A 15,937-nucleotide genomic window follows, 5' to 3' on the forward strand; every position below is an offset into this window, starting at 1 on the left:
CCCGTTTTAAGTGAATCAGATAGTTTGTCGCAGAAAATCCGGAATCAAAACCGATTCGGTCAGGACGATTTTCTGGGGGTCCATCAGCGACGCAACCATTTCATTGTATTTTGCTTCGCCGTGATTTTCAACGATTTGCTGCTTCTTTTCGTCTTTCATGAAATACCGCAACATGCCTTCACCGTCGGCTTCCGGGTGAAATTGCGTACCGAAAATTTCGTCCGTAAACCGCACCGCCATGATGGCGCGTTCGTAGTCCACATGGGGCCGGATTTTCTCCAGGCACAACACCTTGGCATCCAGTTCACTAATCCGCTGCCAGTTCGGTTCGGTCAGTTGGTAGTCCCGCGAGTCGACCGCGAAAAACGGGTCTGGGAGTTTCTGGAACAAGGGATCGAATTGCCCTTCATCGGTTTTATGGATTGGAAAAATGCCGAACGATGTCGACTTTCGTTTGCTGATGGTCCCGATGCCGAGATGGCGCGAAACCAGTTGGAACGAATGGCAAATCAGAAATAAATATTTTTTTTGGCTACTCGCGCGGTTGTGCTGAAAAATCCGGTCGATCAGCGCAAAATACTGGTCCTCCCAGGGCTCATCACTCGGTAGCGGACTTCCGGGGCCGCCACTCGAAATGTAAATATCGTACTCCAGCCCCGGCACCTCATTTTTTCCCCGAACGTTAAAAACCGTATGCGTCAATTCAACCTTTTCTTTCGCGCTGATATTTCGAATTAGTTGCAGAATACAGCGCATTCCTTCATTCGGGACGTTGTTGTATAAGTCCAGAACAGCCACTTTCATTGATTCCATTGGTAAGTTTCAAAGCTACAGTTTATTGCCCCCAACCCCCTAAAGGGTGCATCCAATCTAGATGCACAAGCTCCTTCGGGAGGATGGTGTATTTAATGGTAACTACAACAAGCCGTGAGAAGTTTCCTCAACAATGTAATCCACAACTCGCTTCAAATCATTGGTTTGCCGAAAAACCGCCAGTTGCCGATCGGCTCCGGTGCCCATTTCCAGAATGGTTTTAATGTATTCCACTTCCTTCCGGCTGCCGAGTTCATCCACGACATCGTCGATAAAATTAAGCAATTCCTGCGCCAGCGTGTGATACGGAACCTCTTCCTGTTTACCGAAATCAATGAGTTTGCCTTCGATGCCGTAGCGGGCCGCCCGCCATTTATTTTCGTTGATCAAAATCCGCCGGTAAGGCCGGAAATTCAGGTTCTGGCTGTGCAGTTTGTGGATTTTGGCCACCAGCGCCTGCATCACGGCCGCCAGGCAAATGGTTTCGTCGACCCGCATTGGCACGTCGCAGATTCGGAATTCAATCGTGTTGAAAAAAGGGTGCAAGCGGATGTCCCACCAGATTTTCTTGCCATTATCGATACAGTTTGTTTTAACAAGCAGATTGATGTAATCGTCGTATTCGGCGGCCGACGCAAAATAATCGGGAATTCCGGTACGCGGAAACTTGTCGAAAACCTTGGAGCGGTACGATTTAAAACCGGTATTCCGACCGCACCAGAACGGCGAATTGGTCGAAAGCGCGTAAATATGCGGTAAAAAATACCGCACGGCATTCATGATGTGCAGCCCGTCGTTCCGGTTTTCGATGCCGACGTGCACGTGTAACCCAAAAATCAGGTTGGAGCGGGCGACGTCGCGCATCTCATCAATTAACTGTTCGTAGCGCTCGTTGTCGGTAATGAGCTGATCCTGCCAGTCGGAAATGGGGTGCGTTCCGGCGGCCGCAATTTTCAGGTTTTGCTTCTCGGCCAGATCGAAAATCATCCGCCGGAGGTAGGTAACTTCCTCCCGGGCTTCCTGAATATTGGTGCAAATGTTGGTGCCGACTTCCACGACGGCCTGGTGCATCTCGGCTTTCACCCGTTCCTGCAACTGAATTTGACCGCCCTCCACAATTTTCGACATGTGGGAACGCAACTCCCGTGTAACCGGGTCAATCGTCTGAAATTCCTCTTCGATTCCTAAAGTGAAAACTGGCATGAAACGGGATTGGGCTGGGTGAACCGATAATTTTATTTGGCCTTCTTAGCTTTCGGCTTGTTGGCGACTTTGTTCTCTTCTTTTTTTGCCTTTTTCTCGACCGGTTTTTCAGTGGATTCTGCCTCTGAAGCTTCCGGCACGAAAAGCTGGCCGTGTGCCGAACTCTGAATGTAGGAGCCCCAGGTCAGGTTGTCGACCCCCGGTTTTTGCGCTTTCGCCCGGGCAATTGCCATGTTGGCAGCCGCTTCCACCACCCAATCGAAATTAGCCTGGCCCACCGAATTAATGTCGGCATCGGGCGCCGGATTGCAGAAGTCGATGGCGTAGGGAATTCCGTCGCGAACGGCAAACTCAACCGTGTTGAAATCGTAACCCAACGCCCGATTGAGGGCAATGACGTAGTTTTTCACCGTCGTCATCAGCTTTTTGTACGCATCGCCGGTCGCTTTCGGCTCGGCGGCATACCGCAGGTGATGCGGGTTACGCGGTTCGTACGGCATAATCCGAACGTCGGTGCCGCCGATGCAATAACAGCGGAAATAATCATCGAAAATGATTTCTTCCTGCAGCATCATGACCAACTGACCGGTTTCGGCGTATTTTTCCCACAAATCATCGGCGTTGTAAATCTTGTATACGCTTTTCCAGCCGCCCCCGGAATGCGGTTTCATGTAAGCCGGAAAACCGATGTATTTGAAAATGAAGTCCCAATCCATCATTTTCAAATTCCGGAACGAATTTTCGTTGGTGTCGTCGGGCCGGGCTTTGGAGGGCAGCAGCACGGTATTCGGGACGGGAACGTTCAGTTTGGTCGCAATGGCGTTGTTGAAAAACTTCTCGTCGGCGCTCCACCAGAACGGATTATTGACGACGGCTGTGCCGCTCAGGGCCGCATTTTTCAGGTAGGCGCGGTAGAACGGAACGTCCTGCGAAATCCGGTCGATGATCACGGCGTAGTCGGTGGCTTCGCCCTGAACTACTTTGTCGATGCTGACAAATTCGGCCGCAATATCGGTTTCATTTTTACTGTTGACGCGGTCGACGAAGGCCTGCGGGAAGGAATTTTCCTGGCCAAAAAGGATACCTATTTTCTTCATATACGTTTACAGAATCTAAATCTGAGGTAAATGGATAAAGCTATTGAAACTGGAATTGTTTAAAGTGATGGCCCATGTGGGCGACGTAATCATCGATCAGCCAGGCTAATGTAACGGTTTCCGAATCGCCGGGCGGAATGACCGGTTTTTGTAAAATCTCCTCCGGAATACGTTCGGTAACATACACAATTTGCCGATTCAATGCCTGCCAATACGTAAGTAAATGTTCCAGCGGCAATTCGTGATACCGATTAAACACCACCGACTGGTTCTGATCATACCGCTGAACGACAAACGGCGACGGCAGAAACTGTGCGTCCGTAAACCGCTTCAAATTATTGAGCCCCGAATCGATCAAATGCCCCAAAATCTCTTTCCGTGACCATTTGCCGGGTTTCCGCTCCATTAATTCCTCGTCCGAAAAAGCTCGCATTCGCCCCGGCAATTCCTCAATGTACTCCCGAAGCTGCTGAATGGATTCTCCATAGGAGCGATGCGTTTCCGCGTAGCCGTATTTCATTCCTGCAAATAGTTTAAGGTTTAGCGTTTATAGTTGATGGGTGAGTTAGTGGTTGGAATAGCGTGGTTTACTAAATGCTCTAAGAGACGGTTTAAAAATCTCATCTTCTACCGTAAAGGTCCGCCCCCAACCCCCTAAAGGGGGCTTTAATTGGCGTCTTAAAGCCCCCATTAGGGGGTTGGGGGCAAGGCTAATAAGAAAAATTTTAAAATTTAAATAGTCTCTTAACCGTAAACTATAAACCGTCAATCAAATCCGCGACAAATAATGCGGGAACATGTCGCGCCAGACAGGCCAGTCATGCGATCCCCAGGGCCGGACATCGAGCCAGTGGTGAATGCCTTTCCTGTTGAAAATGTCCGACATGGCGTAGTTATCCGGTTTACAGAAATCGTGTTCCGAAGTTCCCAGAACGATGTTCATCTGGTAAAAATGGTCGTTGTGCGCGTTCGGAATATAGTCGGGCGGGTTGTTGAAATAGACATTGTCGTCGTAATAGCCGCTCATAAATGATCTAATGTCGAATTTGGCACCCATCGACCAGAGGTGGGCCACTTTTTCGGGGTGCCGAAAGGCAAAATTCAGCGCTTGAAAACCGCCGAAGCTGCAACCGCCCACCGCAATTTTTCCGACATTGCATTCCTTCTGAATCCACGGAATTAACTCTTCGTTGACCATTCGGTCGTACCAGATGTGGTTCTGGATGCGGGTGGCCGGGTGCAGGTGTTTGGCATACCAGCTGTCGCGGTCGATGCTGTCGATGCAATAAATTTTAACTTTCCGATTGTCGATAAACCACTGAGCGGATTCAATGAGCTTGAAATCCTTTGCTTCGTAATACCGCCCCATTGTTGTGGGAAAAAGCAAAACCGGATAGCCCCAGTCGCCATAAACAAGCATTTCGATATCGCGACCGAGGTGGTGCGAATACCATTTTCTGTAATCTTCCTGCAAGTGAGCGTGTGTTTTTTGTTGATGATTCCGGAGGAAAGATAACCATATTTAAGAATTTCCAAGAAAACTGTATGTAATTTTGAAACAATTTATGGCACCTGTTTTGCCTCCATTAGCCGAATGAATGTGATTCGGGTTGTTTGTAACTGGTTATTAATGAGTGCTTTTATTACTTCTTCCTCCTTTGCCGACGGTGTGACGACTCGAACGGATATCGGTTTGGTGTCGATTCATCTGAACCGGTCCGTACGGCTGGATCTAATTTTTCCGAACGAATACGACACCTCTACCGGGCGGTTTCCGGTTTTGTACCTCAACGACGGTCAGGATCTGGAGCGGCTCCGCATGACGCAGGTTCTGGATTGCCTTTACCAGCAAAAAGCCATCCGGCCGTTTGTGCTCGTGGCCATTCATTGCGGAGACCGGATTCAGGAATATGGTGTTGCCGCACAGGCCGATTACCTCCACCGGGGCGCCAAAGCCGGATCGTATACCGAGTTTGTGATTCATGAATTGCTGCCATACGTGCAGAAACACTATCGGGTTGTGAGCGATCCGGAGCAATCGGTTTTTGCCGGTTTTTCGCTCGGTGGTTTGTCGGCGTTCGATCTGGTCTGGAACCACCCGGAGCTGTTTCGCAAAGCCGGGGTGTTCTCCGGTTCGTTCTGGTGGCGGCAGCGCGGGTTGAACGACGGCTATTCCGATGATACTGACCGAATTATACACGCGCAGGTTCAAAAGACAAAACCGCCACGCGGGTCGAAGTTCTGGTTTCAAACCGGGACGCTCGACGAAACCGACGACCGCGACCACGACGGTGTCATCGATTCCATTGACGACACGCTCGACCTGATCGCCGAAATCGAACGCAAAGGATTTCGTTGGGGAAAAGAGGTTCGTTACGTCGAGGTGATGGGCGGTTTTCACAATCCCGAAACCTGGAGCGCGGTCATGCCGCAGTTTCTGGTCTGGGCCTTTGGGAGCAAAAAAGAATGAAAAATGTAAAATGACGAATGCTAAATGCAAATGTGACTGGCAACTTTATACTTTTACATTTAGCATTCGTCACTTTACATTTTTCATTCACTTTTATGCGCGTCCTATTCTCAATCCTTACGCTGGCCGTTTTCCTAGCCTGTAAAATCAGCGAACCAGAACCGGTTGCCGAACGTAAACTGGTTTGGGCCGACGAATTTGACAAAGCCGGTTTGCCCGACGCCAGGAAGTGGAAATACGACGTCGGCGGAAGCGGTTTTGGAAACAACGAACTGCAATATTACCTGGGGCCACGCGCTGAGAATGCCCGGGTCGAGAACGGTTTGCTCATCATCGAAGCGAGGAAAGAGAAGCACGAAAACCGCGATTATACGTCCGCGAAACTGATTACCAAGGGGTTGGCGGAATGGAAATACGGCCGCATTGACGTTCGGGCGAAGTTGCCAAAAGGGCGCGGAACCTGGCCGGCGATCTGGATGCTGAGCGCCAAAACGCCGATGAAATGGCCGCTGGATGGCGAAATTGACATCATGGAACATGTCGGTTTTAACGAGAATCAGGTTCACGGAACGATTCATACCGATGCTTATAACCACGTTAAACACACCCAGAAAGGCGGTTTCAAAGTGGTGCCGGGCGTTACGCAGGATTTTCACCTATATTCCATCGACTGGACCACCGACAAGATTGATTTTCTGATCGACAATGCGGTTTATTATTCCATTTCCAAGAAAGAAACCGGCAGCAGTTACGAACAGTGGCCGCTCGACCAGCCGTTCTATCTGATTCTAAATGTGGCAGTTGGCGGCAATTGGGGTGGCCAGCAGGGCGTCGATGAATCGATCTGGCCGCAACGCATGGAAATCGATTATGTGCGGGTTTTTCAATGACCTACTTTGGCAGACTTATTCCGACGGCGTAGTTGCCTGCCGCCGATAATGGCCAGAATAACCACTAAACCGCCCCCCAGCCACCACTGCATTTTGGTGGAGGAAGAAAGCGGTTCGGCGTTGCCAACCAGAATCATACCGGCCCAGCGATAGGGGAGTTGGTTGGCCCGGGATGCGGTTTTGAGCCAGTCGAGCTTGGCGTGCCGGAGTGCCAGATCTTTGGGCGTTCCCCGGCTCAGGTGTTCGTAAAACCGTTCCGTCAGTTCGTAAGTGGCCTGATCCTCAACACTCCAGAGCGTCGTCAGAACGCTTGGTATTCCGAGCGTCGCAAAACCGCGCGCCAGACTGAAAACCCCTTCGCCCTGCTGATTGACACCGATGCTGGTTTTACAGGCCGACAGGACGATCAGCTGCGTCTGGTATGGCGAATCGTCGTTCAATTCCGAAAGCCGCAGGGTGGAATCGGCAAAATACAGACGAGGTTCGCGCCCGATGCTGTCGGCTTCGGCGTGGGTAAAGAGTTGCACGACCTGAAAGTTGGGGGCCTGCGTCTGGAAAGCCCGGCGGGTCGCAGCCCGATCGGTTAAAACCGTTGGCTGGCTGAACAGCTTTCCAATTTTGGACACCACCTGATCCGAACCCAACAGGCTTGCCTGCTGAAGTTGCGGATTGAAATGGACCGGCGCCATACCCAGAAATTCCGAACTGCCCGAGGACGAGACCGCGGTTTCTTTCAACAAAACCGTTGCCGAATAGCCGTAACTAAACGCATGGTGATTAATCAGAAAATCGGGTTGACTGGCGGTCCGGCTGAGCGTTTCAAACGGAATGAAATGGTAATCGGGCGAAATGATCACCCGCTCGGTGGAAAGCGAAAGCGGTTTTATCAACTGGTTGTAAATCAGATTACTCAAAGCAACAAAATGCCCGAACTGGCGGTTTTGCTGACTCGTCGTACATAGCTGCAAAAACGCCTGCACGGCTTTTTGGTAATCGAGAATGGGCTGTTTTATTAATCTGGTTGCTGCTGGTTCGACGGAAAGCATGTAAAGGGCGCTGTCGCCAACGAAATACGAAACCAGCGTCGATTGCCGGTCTTTCAGCCAATTTTGAAGGTGAGCCAGCGACGGAACGGTATTATCAAATTTGTAGCGGTAATACGTCGGATTTTCCCGTTCCAGTTTCTTCAGAAACGAATCCAGTTTTTCCTGCTCGGTCAGCAATGCCGTTCGCGTGGAATCAAATGCCCGCTGACCGGTTTTCAATTCGGATAATTCGTTTTGTAAGTTGTTGATTCGGCGGTGAAATTCCTGCTCCTGTTGAGCCAGTTGCGCGGGCAATTGCTGCCGCGCTCCCAGTTCGTTGAGCTTGTCGCTTAACAAAACCGCCCGGCTTTTTTCAAAAAAATGAAAGGCCTGCTCGCTGTCCTGCAACAGAAAAGCGGTTTCGATGGCGCGTTCGTACAGGCTGTGCGTCGTTTCCCGCCAGTACAATTTCGATTGCTGGCCGACCTGTTCAAATCGCATGACGTCAATAATCTGATCGGCCGTCTGGAAACTTTTGAGGGCGGTTTGGAGGAAATTTCGCGACGGATTAGGCTGATTTCGGGCGTAATCGAGCCAGGTGTACGCCTTATCCTGAATGATCGACAGCAGATATTCTTTATAAGGTGTCGATCGAATGGCTTCGGTCAGGGCCTGCGGTTTTTGTCGATCGTCAAAATGCAGGCTGTCGAGCGCGACCTGGAAGTAATTCAGGGCATTTCGGAATTGCTTTTTGCGCCAGTAAACCTCCCCAATGTTGCTCAGAATCCGCACCCGGCCGTATTTGTCGTCTCCAATCGTTGCCAATGCTTTCCGATACTGAACCAGGGCCTTGTTGTATTGGTGCAGGTAATTGTCGTACACAAATCCAATGTTGGAAGTAATCTGGGAGAGCCCGTAGGAAGAGTTCTCAAGTTGCTGGTGAATCCGATACGCCTGATCATACGCGGCTAAGGCATCCTGAAACCAGCCTAATCGAACCAGCACGCTGGCCTTTGCCCCGAACGCATTGGCGCGCTCGACAGTAGGTTTTGACTCTTTTTCAAAAATCTGAATGACCCGTTGCATGATCGACAGGGCTTGCTCATAATCATCCATTTCTTTCAGGCAGTTGGCTTTTTCGGTCAGATTGGCCGCCAGCAGATCGGGGCGGTTGATTCGTTCGGAAAAGAGTGCCCCCAAGTCAGCCTGACGGATCGCTTTCTGGTAATCAGCCTCTTTAAAAAACAGGGTGGACAAGTTCCAGTAGCCCATCGCCACCAGTTCGAAACGCTCCGGGAATTGGCTCCCCAGCGCAACAAATTGCTGGAAAACCAGACGCGCCTGCCGCTCGTCCTGGAGTTCGAGGTAAATCTTGGCGAGATTAAAGTAACTTTTGGCCAGAAAGGATCGGCTGGCATCCGGGCGTTTTTGGGCATTGATGGCTATGGCCCGTTTCGTGCAGACGAGGGCGGTTTTGTAATCTTTCTGAAAATAAGCCAGCGCACCCAGCCGGTGCCAAATCTGGCCGTAGGTTGAGTCCTGATTAGAACGGCAGCGGTTGCAAACGCCGAGGAGTTGACGGAACGCCGGAGTCTGCTGCCCGGCGGGAAGCTGCATCAGGCTGTCGTATGCCTGGCGAATGGCGGTTTGGGGAGGACATTGAGCATGAGTGAAACCGCCCGTGATTACGAGCCAGAAACTGATCCCAACCCAAATCGTCCAGCTTACCCGGGCGAAATGGGCAGGCTGGACGCTAAAATAGACAACCTGGGTCGGTTTCATGCGTGCCTGATCTTATTTATCCTCTCGAAAAACGTAAAAGCCGTTGGTGGTGAACGGAACAAATTTGGGGTCGGTTTTCAGTACACTACCATAAACCGATGTGGTTTGCAGTAATTTCTGGTATAAAATATCCTTGCTCGACGACCAGTTCGGACCCGCATAAGCCGCAATTTTTCCGGTCACCACCGGGGCTGCGTACGAGGAACCGGAAGTGGATTTCCCCTGGTTGAGAATGTCGACAATCTGACAAAAGGAATAGGCGGATCCGGCAGTGTGTGGTTGGTTATTCAAAACGCCAATATTTACGTAGCTGGCTGAATAATTCTGGTTCCCACACGGCCCAATCAATTGGTTCGAAGGTATATTGCGATCTTTTAACGCTACTTTTGTTTCAGCATTCAGCGTTGTCGCGGTAATTACATTACTGAAACTACCGCTAAAACACGCGGGCCAGAATGGATTCAGGCCGCTGTTCCGCAGGTTATTTGGAGCAACACCCCAGTAGAGTTTGGCGCTGGCGTCCGCCGTTGAATCTGCGTTTCCGGCTGCGGCAACGACCAGCACTCCTGAACTGCTGAGTTCTTTGATGAAATACGCCAGCAGTTTGGATTGGGACGGATTATAGTACCCCCAACTGGCGTTAATGATTTTGGCTCCTTTTTGCCGCGCATACGACATGGCGCAGAGATTATCGAAAAGAATGCCTTTCCCATTATGTTTGAACGTTTTCAGGAACATAAAACGAACATTTCGCTGCGCCCATTCCGAACCGGTCAACTGTTCGTGGATCAGGGACGACACGCGGGTTCCGTGACCCACCGAATCGTACAAATTGGGTGAATTATTGATGAAATTCCAGCCACCCATGTCTCCCTTCATTCCGTTGCGATCTATATCCTTGCCGGGTGTTTCGTTTGGATTGACCCAGAAGAAGTTCAACAAACCGCCGAGCCACGGTCCGGGGCGGATTCCGGTATCCGTAATGGCGATGATAAACGGGGTGGTCGTGTTTGGCGAAAGGGTTGGAGTAAATGGCCCCGTATTGGGTCCAAAAGCGTCTTTATTAGCCGGTTCGTACGGCAATTGTGTGACGTAGTTCAGGGAGCTTTCGCCTATGAGCTGGGGCCAGATCAACGTATTATTTCCGGAATTGAACGAAATATCGTACGGCGGATCGCCGGAAACGCCACCGCTGGGTCGGGTGCCGTCGGCCAATTCCCGACCGTTGATCTTGAGATCGTCCAGGTCTTTGCCTTCCAGCAAAATCAGCGAGCTATCGCAGGCGCACCAGCGGGCAATTTTCATCGTGTCTTTTCCGGCTTTTTTTAACAACGCGTTTGCCGAATCGATCATTCGTAATTGTTTCTGAACCGGAATTGAACTCCAGCCCCCGCGGAGTTTGTCCGTTCTGAAGAGAATAATGTTCTGGTCAACGGCGTAATTGGGGGGAGCAGTTTGTTTTTGACAGGATGCAAATCCGAATAAAATGGATCCTATGGTCAGGAGAACCAGAGAGTTACGCATGAGAGATTGGTTTTTATTAGGTTTTCGTTCAAGGAATCACTCGTCTGCGGAAAGGTGTGGGAATGAAATTGGCATGTTAGTTATGCTGTAACCGTTCGATCAACTGCTCGGCTTCGTCCTTCCCTTCCAAATTGTCCTGAATTACAGTGTGTAACAAATTTTTGGCCCGGTTTTTATCCATCGGTTGTCCCCGCTTCAAATTAGCGATCGCTTCCAGAAAAACACCGGGATTTGAATAGAGATCGGTTTGCCGACCCAGACGGTGAAAATAGTCAATGGCTTGGTCGTATTTCCGGCGACGGAGGGAAACAATACCGGCAAATTTTAGCGCTTCCGCCTGATTGGGCTGTTGTTGGAGTATGGTTTTAAAAACCGCATCGGCGGCTTCCCAATTGCCCTGGTTATAAAAATGACAGGCGGTTTTCAGACTGTCAGTCGCGCTATCGAGCGAAATCGGAAATTGACTATACCGTTTTTGTACATATTGATCGGCCAGATTGGTAGGTGAAACGGGTGTTTTCCAAACCCAAATCATCCAGAAAAAGCCCAGGATTGCAACCAGGCTGGCGGCTGCCGTAACCACCTGCCGGAAGATGGGACGGTGAATGAGAAGCGGTTTGGCAATGCGGTTTGATTCCTGTTGGGCAATCCGGCGGGCCAGGAGATAGAAGGCAACCGACTCAGGTAACGAAGCATGATCGGTGAGCGCGGTTTCAAAATTGTGCCGTTCGACCGGCGACAACCGTCCCGCAAAGTAATCATCGATCCATTCAAAGTCAGTCATCGCGGGAAGCTTTCAGTCAAAATCGACTAATCGTTGAAAAACGCGGTATTTCCTCCGCTTCTCCTTTAGTCGGTTTTTTCGTAAATCAAGCTAACAGTTTGTCTGAAAATTAATTGGAGGACGATATCGGATTACGGTTTTCGGTTTACGGAAATCCGTTTTCGTTATCACGCGGGCGGCCCGTCATTACTCACTTTTCAATATTCGCTATTCAATATTTGTTATCAATATTCGCTATTTGTTATTCAATATTTGTTGCCTGCGCCAGTTCCGTCGAAAACCGTATTTTCTCAAAACGCTTCCAGCAGTTTTTCCGCCTGCGCTTTTCCTTCCAGATTCTGGTTCACCACAATTTTGAGCAAGATTTCGGCCCGGGCTTTGTCATCCGTCTGATTCCGCTTCAATCGGGCGAGGGCTTCAAGGAACAGGCCGGGATTGGCAAACAGGTCTCTCTGCTCGCTCAGCCGGTGAAAATGATCAATGGCCGCTGCGTACTGATTGGTTCGGAGCGCAACGAGTCCGGCAAACTGCCGGGCCCGGTCATTATCGGGTTGATGGCGTACCAATTCGTTAAAAACCGCTCCGGCTTCGCGGAATTTTCCGGCGTTGTAGAAACTGATCCCGGTTTGCAGACTGTCGCTGCGGCCATCCATCGTGATCGACACATGCGAATAATTTTCCTGAATATATTGTTCCGCCAGCAGAATCGCCGACGGCGATTGTCGCTGAAATAACCAGTAACTTCCTAAGCCAAGGATTAATAAAATGCTGGCAGCCAGCGCGAAAGCCGGTAAGGCAGACAATCGGCGAATGACCGGCGTTTCGGTGCGCAGCTTTTCAAACTCCGCTTTTCGCCGGTTGCGTGCTTCGCTTTGAGCGGCTTGTTGCGCTGCCAGGTAAAAGGCGACGGCTTCGGCAAGGGCAGAATCCGTTTGCAGGGACGTCTCAAAACGCGCCCGCTCTTCCGCCGGTAACCGACCGGAAAAATAATCCTCAATGCGTTCCAGCTCGTTCATCTATACAATTCCCTCAAGCGTTCCAAACACCGCAAGCGGCTCGTTTTCGCAACCGAAGCCGTGTTATAATTCATTTGCCGGGCAATCTCCTCGTCGGAATAGCCTTCGCCCCAGGCCAGGATCATTTCCCGGCACTTATCGCCCAGTTTTGCAATCAGGCCACGAAGGCGTTCCAAATCACTTTGGGCAATCAGTTGCTGAACAATTGACCGGGCTGAATCGGGGAGTTGCAGCAGCGAATCGTCCAGCGAAAGCGCGTTGTGAACCTGACTCCGCTGACTCGATTTCTTCCGGATCAGGTCGATGCATTTGTTGGTGAAAATCTGGTAAATATACGTGCTGAGCTCCGAATGACCTTCAAACCGGTTTCCCCGGACATTTTCGATAACGGTCAGAATGGTATCGGAATAGGCACTGGCGCATTCATCTTCGTCAAGACGGTGTTTTCGAACGCCATCCGTAATCAGGTACCGGTACTTCTGGTATAACCGATCCTCCGATTGTCGGCGCGGCAAACCGTCGGCTTTCAGTCCGGTAATCAGGTCGGAGTCGGCGGGGTGGCGGGCAAAAAAACGCATAAGGTGGTGACGATGATGCTATCAAATATGCCGAAAAATGTGTGATTTTCAATTTTTACGAAAGTATGTTACCTATTGATGGGAAGTATGCGACTAAAAGTTCATAACAAACTTTTGTCCATCCCATGAAAACGATTTTTCGAATTTTGTATGCCTGCCTGCTTCCCGCCGGTTCTGTTCTGGCACAGGACGTGGCCTACTATGAAAACAGCAAGCCAAATCCATCCGGTTACTGGGAGGTTTCAACCGATTACCGGACCAGCGGCACCGCCATTCGGTATTACAATCCGGAGCAACAGTTAATGCATCAGGAAGTGCTGCCCAACAAATTGGTCAAGCTGACGAAGCGAAACGTTCGGCGACTCAATGCGGCCTTAACCAGCATTAGTTTGCAGAAGAAAGAGCCTTCAAACGTTAAAACGGTGGCATTGCCAACGGATAACGAGGATGCGAGAGTTGCCCGCACACGCAGAAAAATGATGCATGCCGAGCGGCTGGCGTCGTCGGAGGGAATTTCGGCCCGGGTTGTACCGACTTCCGACGGTGACAATGCTATTTTGAAACTATTTATTTACAATCCGCACGAGGAGCGATTGCGGATTGACATTCTAACTGCAAAAGGTAATACGGTTTGTCAGGAATTCAGCAAAAATTTTCAGCAATATCATCGCTTTAACCTGAGCTACATGCCTTCGGGAGATTACCGGGTTAAGATTTATAGAATACCGGATAAAGCTCCAACCGTTAACAGCCTGCTTACCTTGTCCAGAAAACCTTCGGAATCGTTTTTTTCAATGCGACCGCTTGCCCCGACCGCAACCAATGGCGACTCGCTGGCATCTGACCAAAAGTAATGATCATATTCATTATAGGTTTGTAGTACAGGATTCCGGGAGGTCGTGATGTCCTCCCGGAACTTTATTAATTCCCTTCACCTATATTCTTTCCAGAAACGCCATTGTATCAACACCATCGGCGTAATCGCCAAGGCCGGGGCGCTGCGTATTGCCCAGAGGAACACTGCCCGGATAAAAACCGTCCTTTGAAGCGACGCATTGAATTCGGGCCGAAAGGACTTCGAGTTTTTCTTCGAGTTGACTCAGATCGGAATACGTCTGAAAGTAAAGCGTAGAGATGGGAGAGACCAGTCCCTCGTTTTCGAGCACCAGCAAAAAACCGTTGTCGAAATGCGGAACGGCGTTAATCAGATTGATCGACTTGTTGTAATCGTAATTGTTGTTGAACTTGTGGTGGCTGGTAAATTTAAAGGCCAGTGGTTCAAGTGCTTTTAGAAATGGAACAAAATCGTAATGTTCGGGCACAAAAACGGTCGAGACATTGCGGCAGCCCAGCCCGAAATAATCGAGCACATCGTGTCCTAAAGCTTCGAAATCGACTTCCGATTCCCGATTGGTCAGAATGGCAACCGAAGAGCGGTTTTTTCGGATAATGTGCGGTTTTTTGGAGAAGTAATATTCAAAATAGCGCGCCGAATTGCTGCTTCCGGTGGCAATGTACGCATCGGCCTGGTTCAGACGCTCACTAATCTGGATTCGTTCGGCAAAATTGGGATTGATTTCAATGATTTTTTTTATAAAATAATTGATTAGTACAAAATCAGGTGTACTTAGTTTCGCCAGAAGCCGATGCCCGCTCAGCAGAACACACAATAAATCGTGAAAACCGACCGCCGGAATATTGCCAGCCATGACAACTCCCACATTTTTAACCTCTTTGGCGGAAACGTTATAACCTTTTATCCATGCCGATAACTTTTCTTCATTCAGGTATTCATCCGCAATCGCCTGAATGGCTTTTGCGCAGTTTTCGGTCGTGAACCAATGGTTGGAGTAATACGCTTTTTCGGCGATTTCCTGCAATTCAGGCGCATTTTCGGGGTCTTTCAAGAATTGACCCAACCGGACAAACGTGGTAATTCGATCGTTTAAATTCATTCTTATCATGGCGACTATATACGGTAATCAACCGGTAAAAATAAATTATAGTTTGGTCCCAACCTTTAAATAATTATATTTGTTGATCAATTATCGTTTTAGTCTATCAAGCAACAGCTTCGTATTGTTCAGCTATTTCTTTTCGAAGAATTGAGCGCATTACGAATCATTAAATTTCTACCTGCAAATGGCAATCATGATCACGGATGAGTGCATCAATTGTGGTGCCTGCGAACCGGAATGTCCCAATACCGCTATCTACGAAGGCGGTGTCGAATGGACCTGGAGCGGAGGAACTGAGTTGGATGTTGTCGATTTTGGTGATGGTACGGTAGTCAACGGGAAAGATCCGCAAACCCCGGTGTCCGACGAATTTTATTACATCGTTTCTGATAAATGTACGGAATGTGTGGGATTCCATGAGGAACCGCAATGTGCAGCCGTTTGTCCGGTCGACTGTTGTATTCCCGACCCGGATAATGTGGAAGAAGAAGAAACCCTACTGGCAAAAAAGGCCTGGCTTCATGCCGAGGCTGTCTGATTGACTTACTCAATACATCAAAAAAATCCCGGATCGACGATTCGGGATTTTTTTTGTTTCAACTATTCAAAATTGTAATATTCTTATAATTAATTGAATGAATGAATAAATTGATAGTTGTATAATATTTCAAAATAGGCTTGTATTACAAAATATGCTGTTTTCGTAAAATACTCAGTATTTCATGAAAAATAGGTTTGAATTATAGTCATAATCGAAAGTTTTTAGGTGTTTTTGGGGAAAACTATATTAAATTTCA

The 15,937-nt window shown here is 49.3% G+C and carries 15 protein-coding genes; 4 read left to right on the forward strand and 11 right to left on the reverse strand.

Annotated features, from left to right (window positions below):
- Nucleotides 1-15 precede the first annotated feature (15 nt).
- From GJJ30_RS14985 to GJJ30_RS15005, 5 genes are all read right to left on the reverse strand, one after another.
- Entirely contained in the window at nucleotides 16-813 is a 798-nt protein-coding gene (locus tag GJJ30_RS14985) for a type 1 glutamine amidotransferase (protein ID WP_154175984.1), read from the reverse strand.
- Between the two features lie 102 nt (nucleotides 814-915).
- Entirely contained in the window at nucleotides 916-2,016 is a 1,101-nt protein-coding gene (locus GJJ30_RS14990) for a carboxylate-amine ligase (protein ID WP_154175985.1), read from the reverse strand.
- Between the two features lie 32 nt (nucleotides 2,017-2,048).
- Entirely contained in the window at nucleotides 2,049-3,113 is a 1,065-nt protein-coding gene (locus GJJ30_RS14995; RefSeq protein ID WP_154175986.1) for an ATP-grasp domain-containing protein, read from the reverse strand.
- A gap of 40 nt (nucleotides 3,114-3,153) precedes the next feature.
- Nucleotides 3,154-3,633, reverse strand: coding sequence for a DinB family protein (locus tag GJJ30_RS15000; protein ID WP_154175987.1), 480 nt, complete (start codon nucleotides 3,631-3,633; stop codon nucleotides 3,154-3,156).
- 249 nt (nucleotides 3,634-3,882) lie between these two features.
- Nucleotides 3,883-4,587: an esterase family protein gene (locus GJJ30_RS15005; RefSeq protein WP_154175988.1), complete on the reverse strand. Its 705-nt coding sequence runs from the start codon at nucleotides 4,585-4,587 to the stop codon at nucleotides 3,883-3,885.
- A 156-nt stretch (nucleotides 4,588-4,743) separates the two neighbouring features.
- Here GJJ30_RS15005 and GJJ30_RS15010 point away from each other — a divergent pair, with 156 nt between their 5' ends.
- Together GJJ30_RS15010 and GJJ30_RS15015 are read left to right on the forward strand one after the other, a co-directional pair.
- Nucleotides 4,744-5,583 carry an alpha/beta hydrolase gene (locus tag GJJ30_RS15010; RefSeq protein WP_154175989.1) on the forward strand — a complete coding sequence of 280 codons (840 nt, stop codon included), beginning with the start codon at nucleotides 4,744-4,746 and terminating at the stop codon, nucleotides 5,581-5,583.
- 95 nt (nucleotides 5,584-5,678) lie between these two features.
- Nucleotides 5,679-6,473: a glycoside hydrolase family 16 protein gene (locus GJJ30_RS15015; protein WP_154175990.1), complete on the forward strand. Its 795-nt coding sequence runs from the start codon at nucleotides 5,679-5,681 to the stop codon at nucleotides 6,471-6,473.
- On the opposite strand, the gene GJJ30_RS15020 is transcribed toward GJJ30_RS15015, so the two are convergent.
- From GJJ30_RS15020 to GJJ30_RS15040, 5 genes are all read right to left on the reverse strand, one after another.
- Nucleotides 6,467-9,280, reverse strand: coding sequence for a CHAT domain-containing protein (locus tag GJJ30_RS15020; RefSeq protein WP_154175991.1), 2,814 nt, complete (start codon nucleotides 9,278-9,280; stop codon nucleotides 6,467-6,469). The two genes, GJJ30_RS15015 and GJJ30_RS15020, sit on opposite strands and share 7 nt — an antisense overlap.
- A 12-nt stretch (nucleotides 9,281-9,292) precedes the next feature.
- On the reverse strand, nucleotides 9,293-10,804 hold the full coding sequence (locus GJJ30_RS15025) for a S8 family serine peptidase (protein ID WP_154175992.1): 1,512 nt from the start codon (nucleotides 10,802-10,804) through the stop codon (nucleotides 9,293-9,295).
- A 76-nt stretch (nucleotides 10,805-10,880) separates the two neighbouring features.
- Nucleotides 10,881-11,588: a tetratricopeptide repeat protein gene (locus GJJ30_RS15030; protein ID WP_154175993.1), complete on the reverse strand. Its 708-nt coding sequence runs from the start codon at nucleotides 11,586-11,588 to the stop codon at nucleotides 10,881-10,883.
- Between the two features lie 290 nt (nucleotides 11,589-11,878).
- Nucleotides 11,879-12,604, reverse strand: coding sequence for a hypothetical protein (locus GJJ30_RS15035; protein ID WP_154175994.1), 726 nt, complete (start codon nucleotides 12,602-12,604; stop codon nucleotides 11,879-11,881).
- Entirely contained in the window at nucleotides 12,601-13,182 is a 582-nt protein-coding gene (locus GJJ30_RS15040) for an RNA polymerase sigma factor (protein ID WP_154175995.1), read from the reverse strand. The genes GJJ30_RS15035 and GJJ30_RS15040 overlap by 4 nt, the downstream gene beginning before the upstream one ends.
- Nucleotides 13,183-13,307: 125 nt before the next feature.
- Here GJJ30_RS15040 and GJJ30_RS15045 point away from each other — a divergent pair, with 125 nt between their 5' ends.
- The gene (locus GJJ30_RS15045) at nucleotides 13,308-14,036 is read left to right on the forward strand and encodes a hypothetical protein (RefSeq protein ID WP_154175996.1); all 729 of its coding nucleotides are present in this window, start codon (nucleotides 13,308-13,310) and stop codon (nucleotides 14,034-14,036) included.
- Nucleotides 14,037-14,117: 81 nt separating this feature from the next.
- Here GJJ30_RS15045 and GJJ30_RS15050 read toward each other — a convergent pair whose 3' ends face one another.
- Nucleotides 14,118-15,137, reverse strand: coding sequence for an acyl-CoA reductase (locus GJJ30_RS15050; protein WP_154175997.1), 1,020 nt, complete (start codon nucleotides 15,135-15,137; stop codon nucleotides 14,118-14,120).
- 187 nt (nucleotides 15,138-15,324) lie between these two features.
- Between GJJ30_RS15050 and GJJ30_RS15055 the strand changes: the two genes are divergently transcribed.
- Nucleotides 15,325-15,678 (forward strand): 4Fe-4S dicluster domain-containing protein, encoded by a 354-nt coding sequence (locus GJJ30_RS15055; RefSeq protein ID WP_154175998.1) that lies wholly within the window; start codon nucleotides 15,325-15,327, stop codon nucleotides 15,676-15,678.
- Nucleotides 15,679-15,937: the final 259 nt, after the last annotated feature.

This window comes from Larkinella terrae (assembly GCF_009668025.1).
GTDB lineage: Bacteria > Bacteroidota > Bacteroidia > Cytophagales > Spirosomataceae > Larkinella > Larkinella terrae.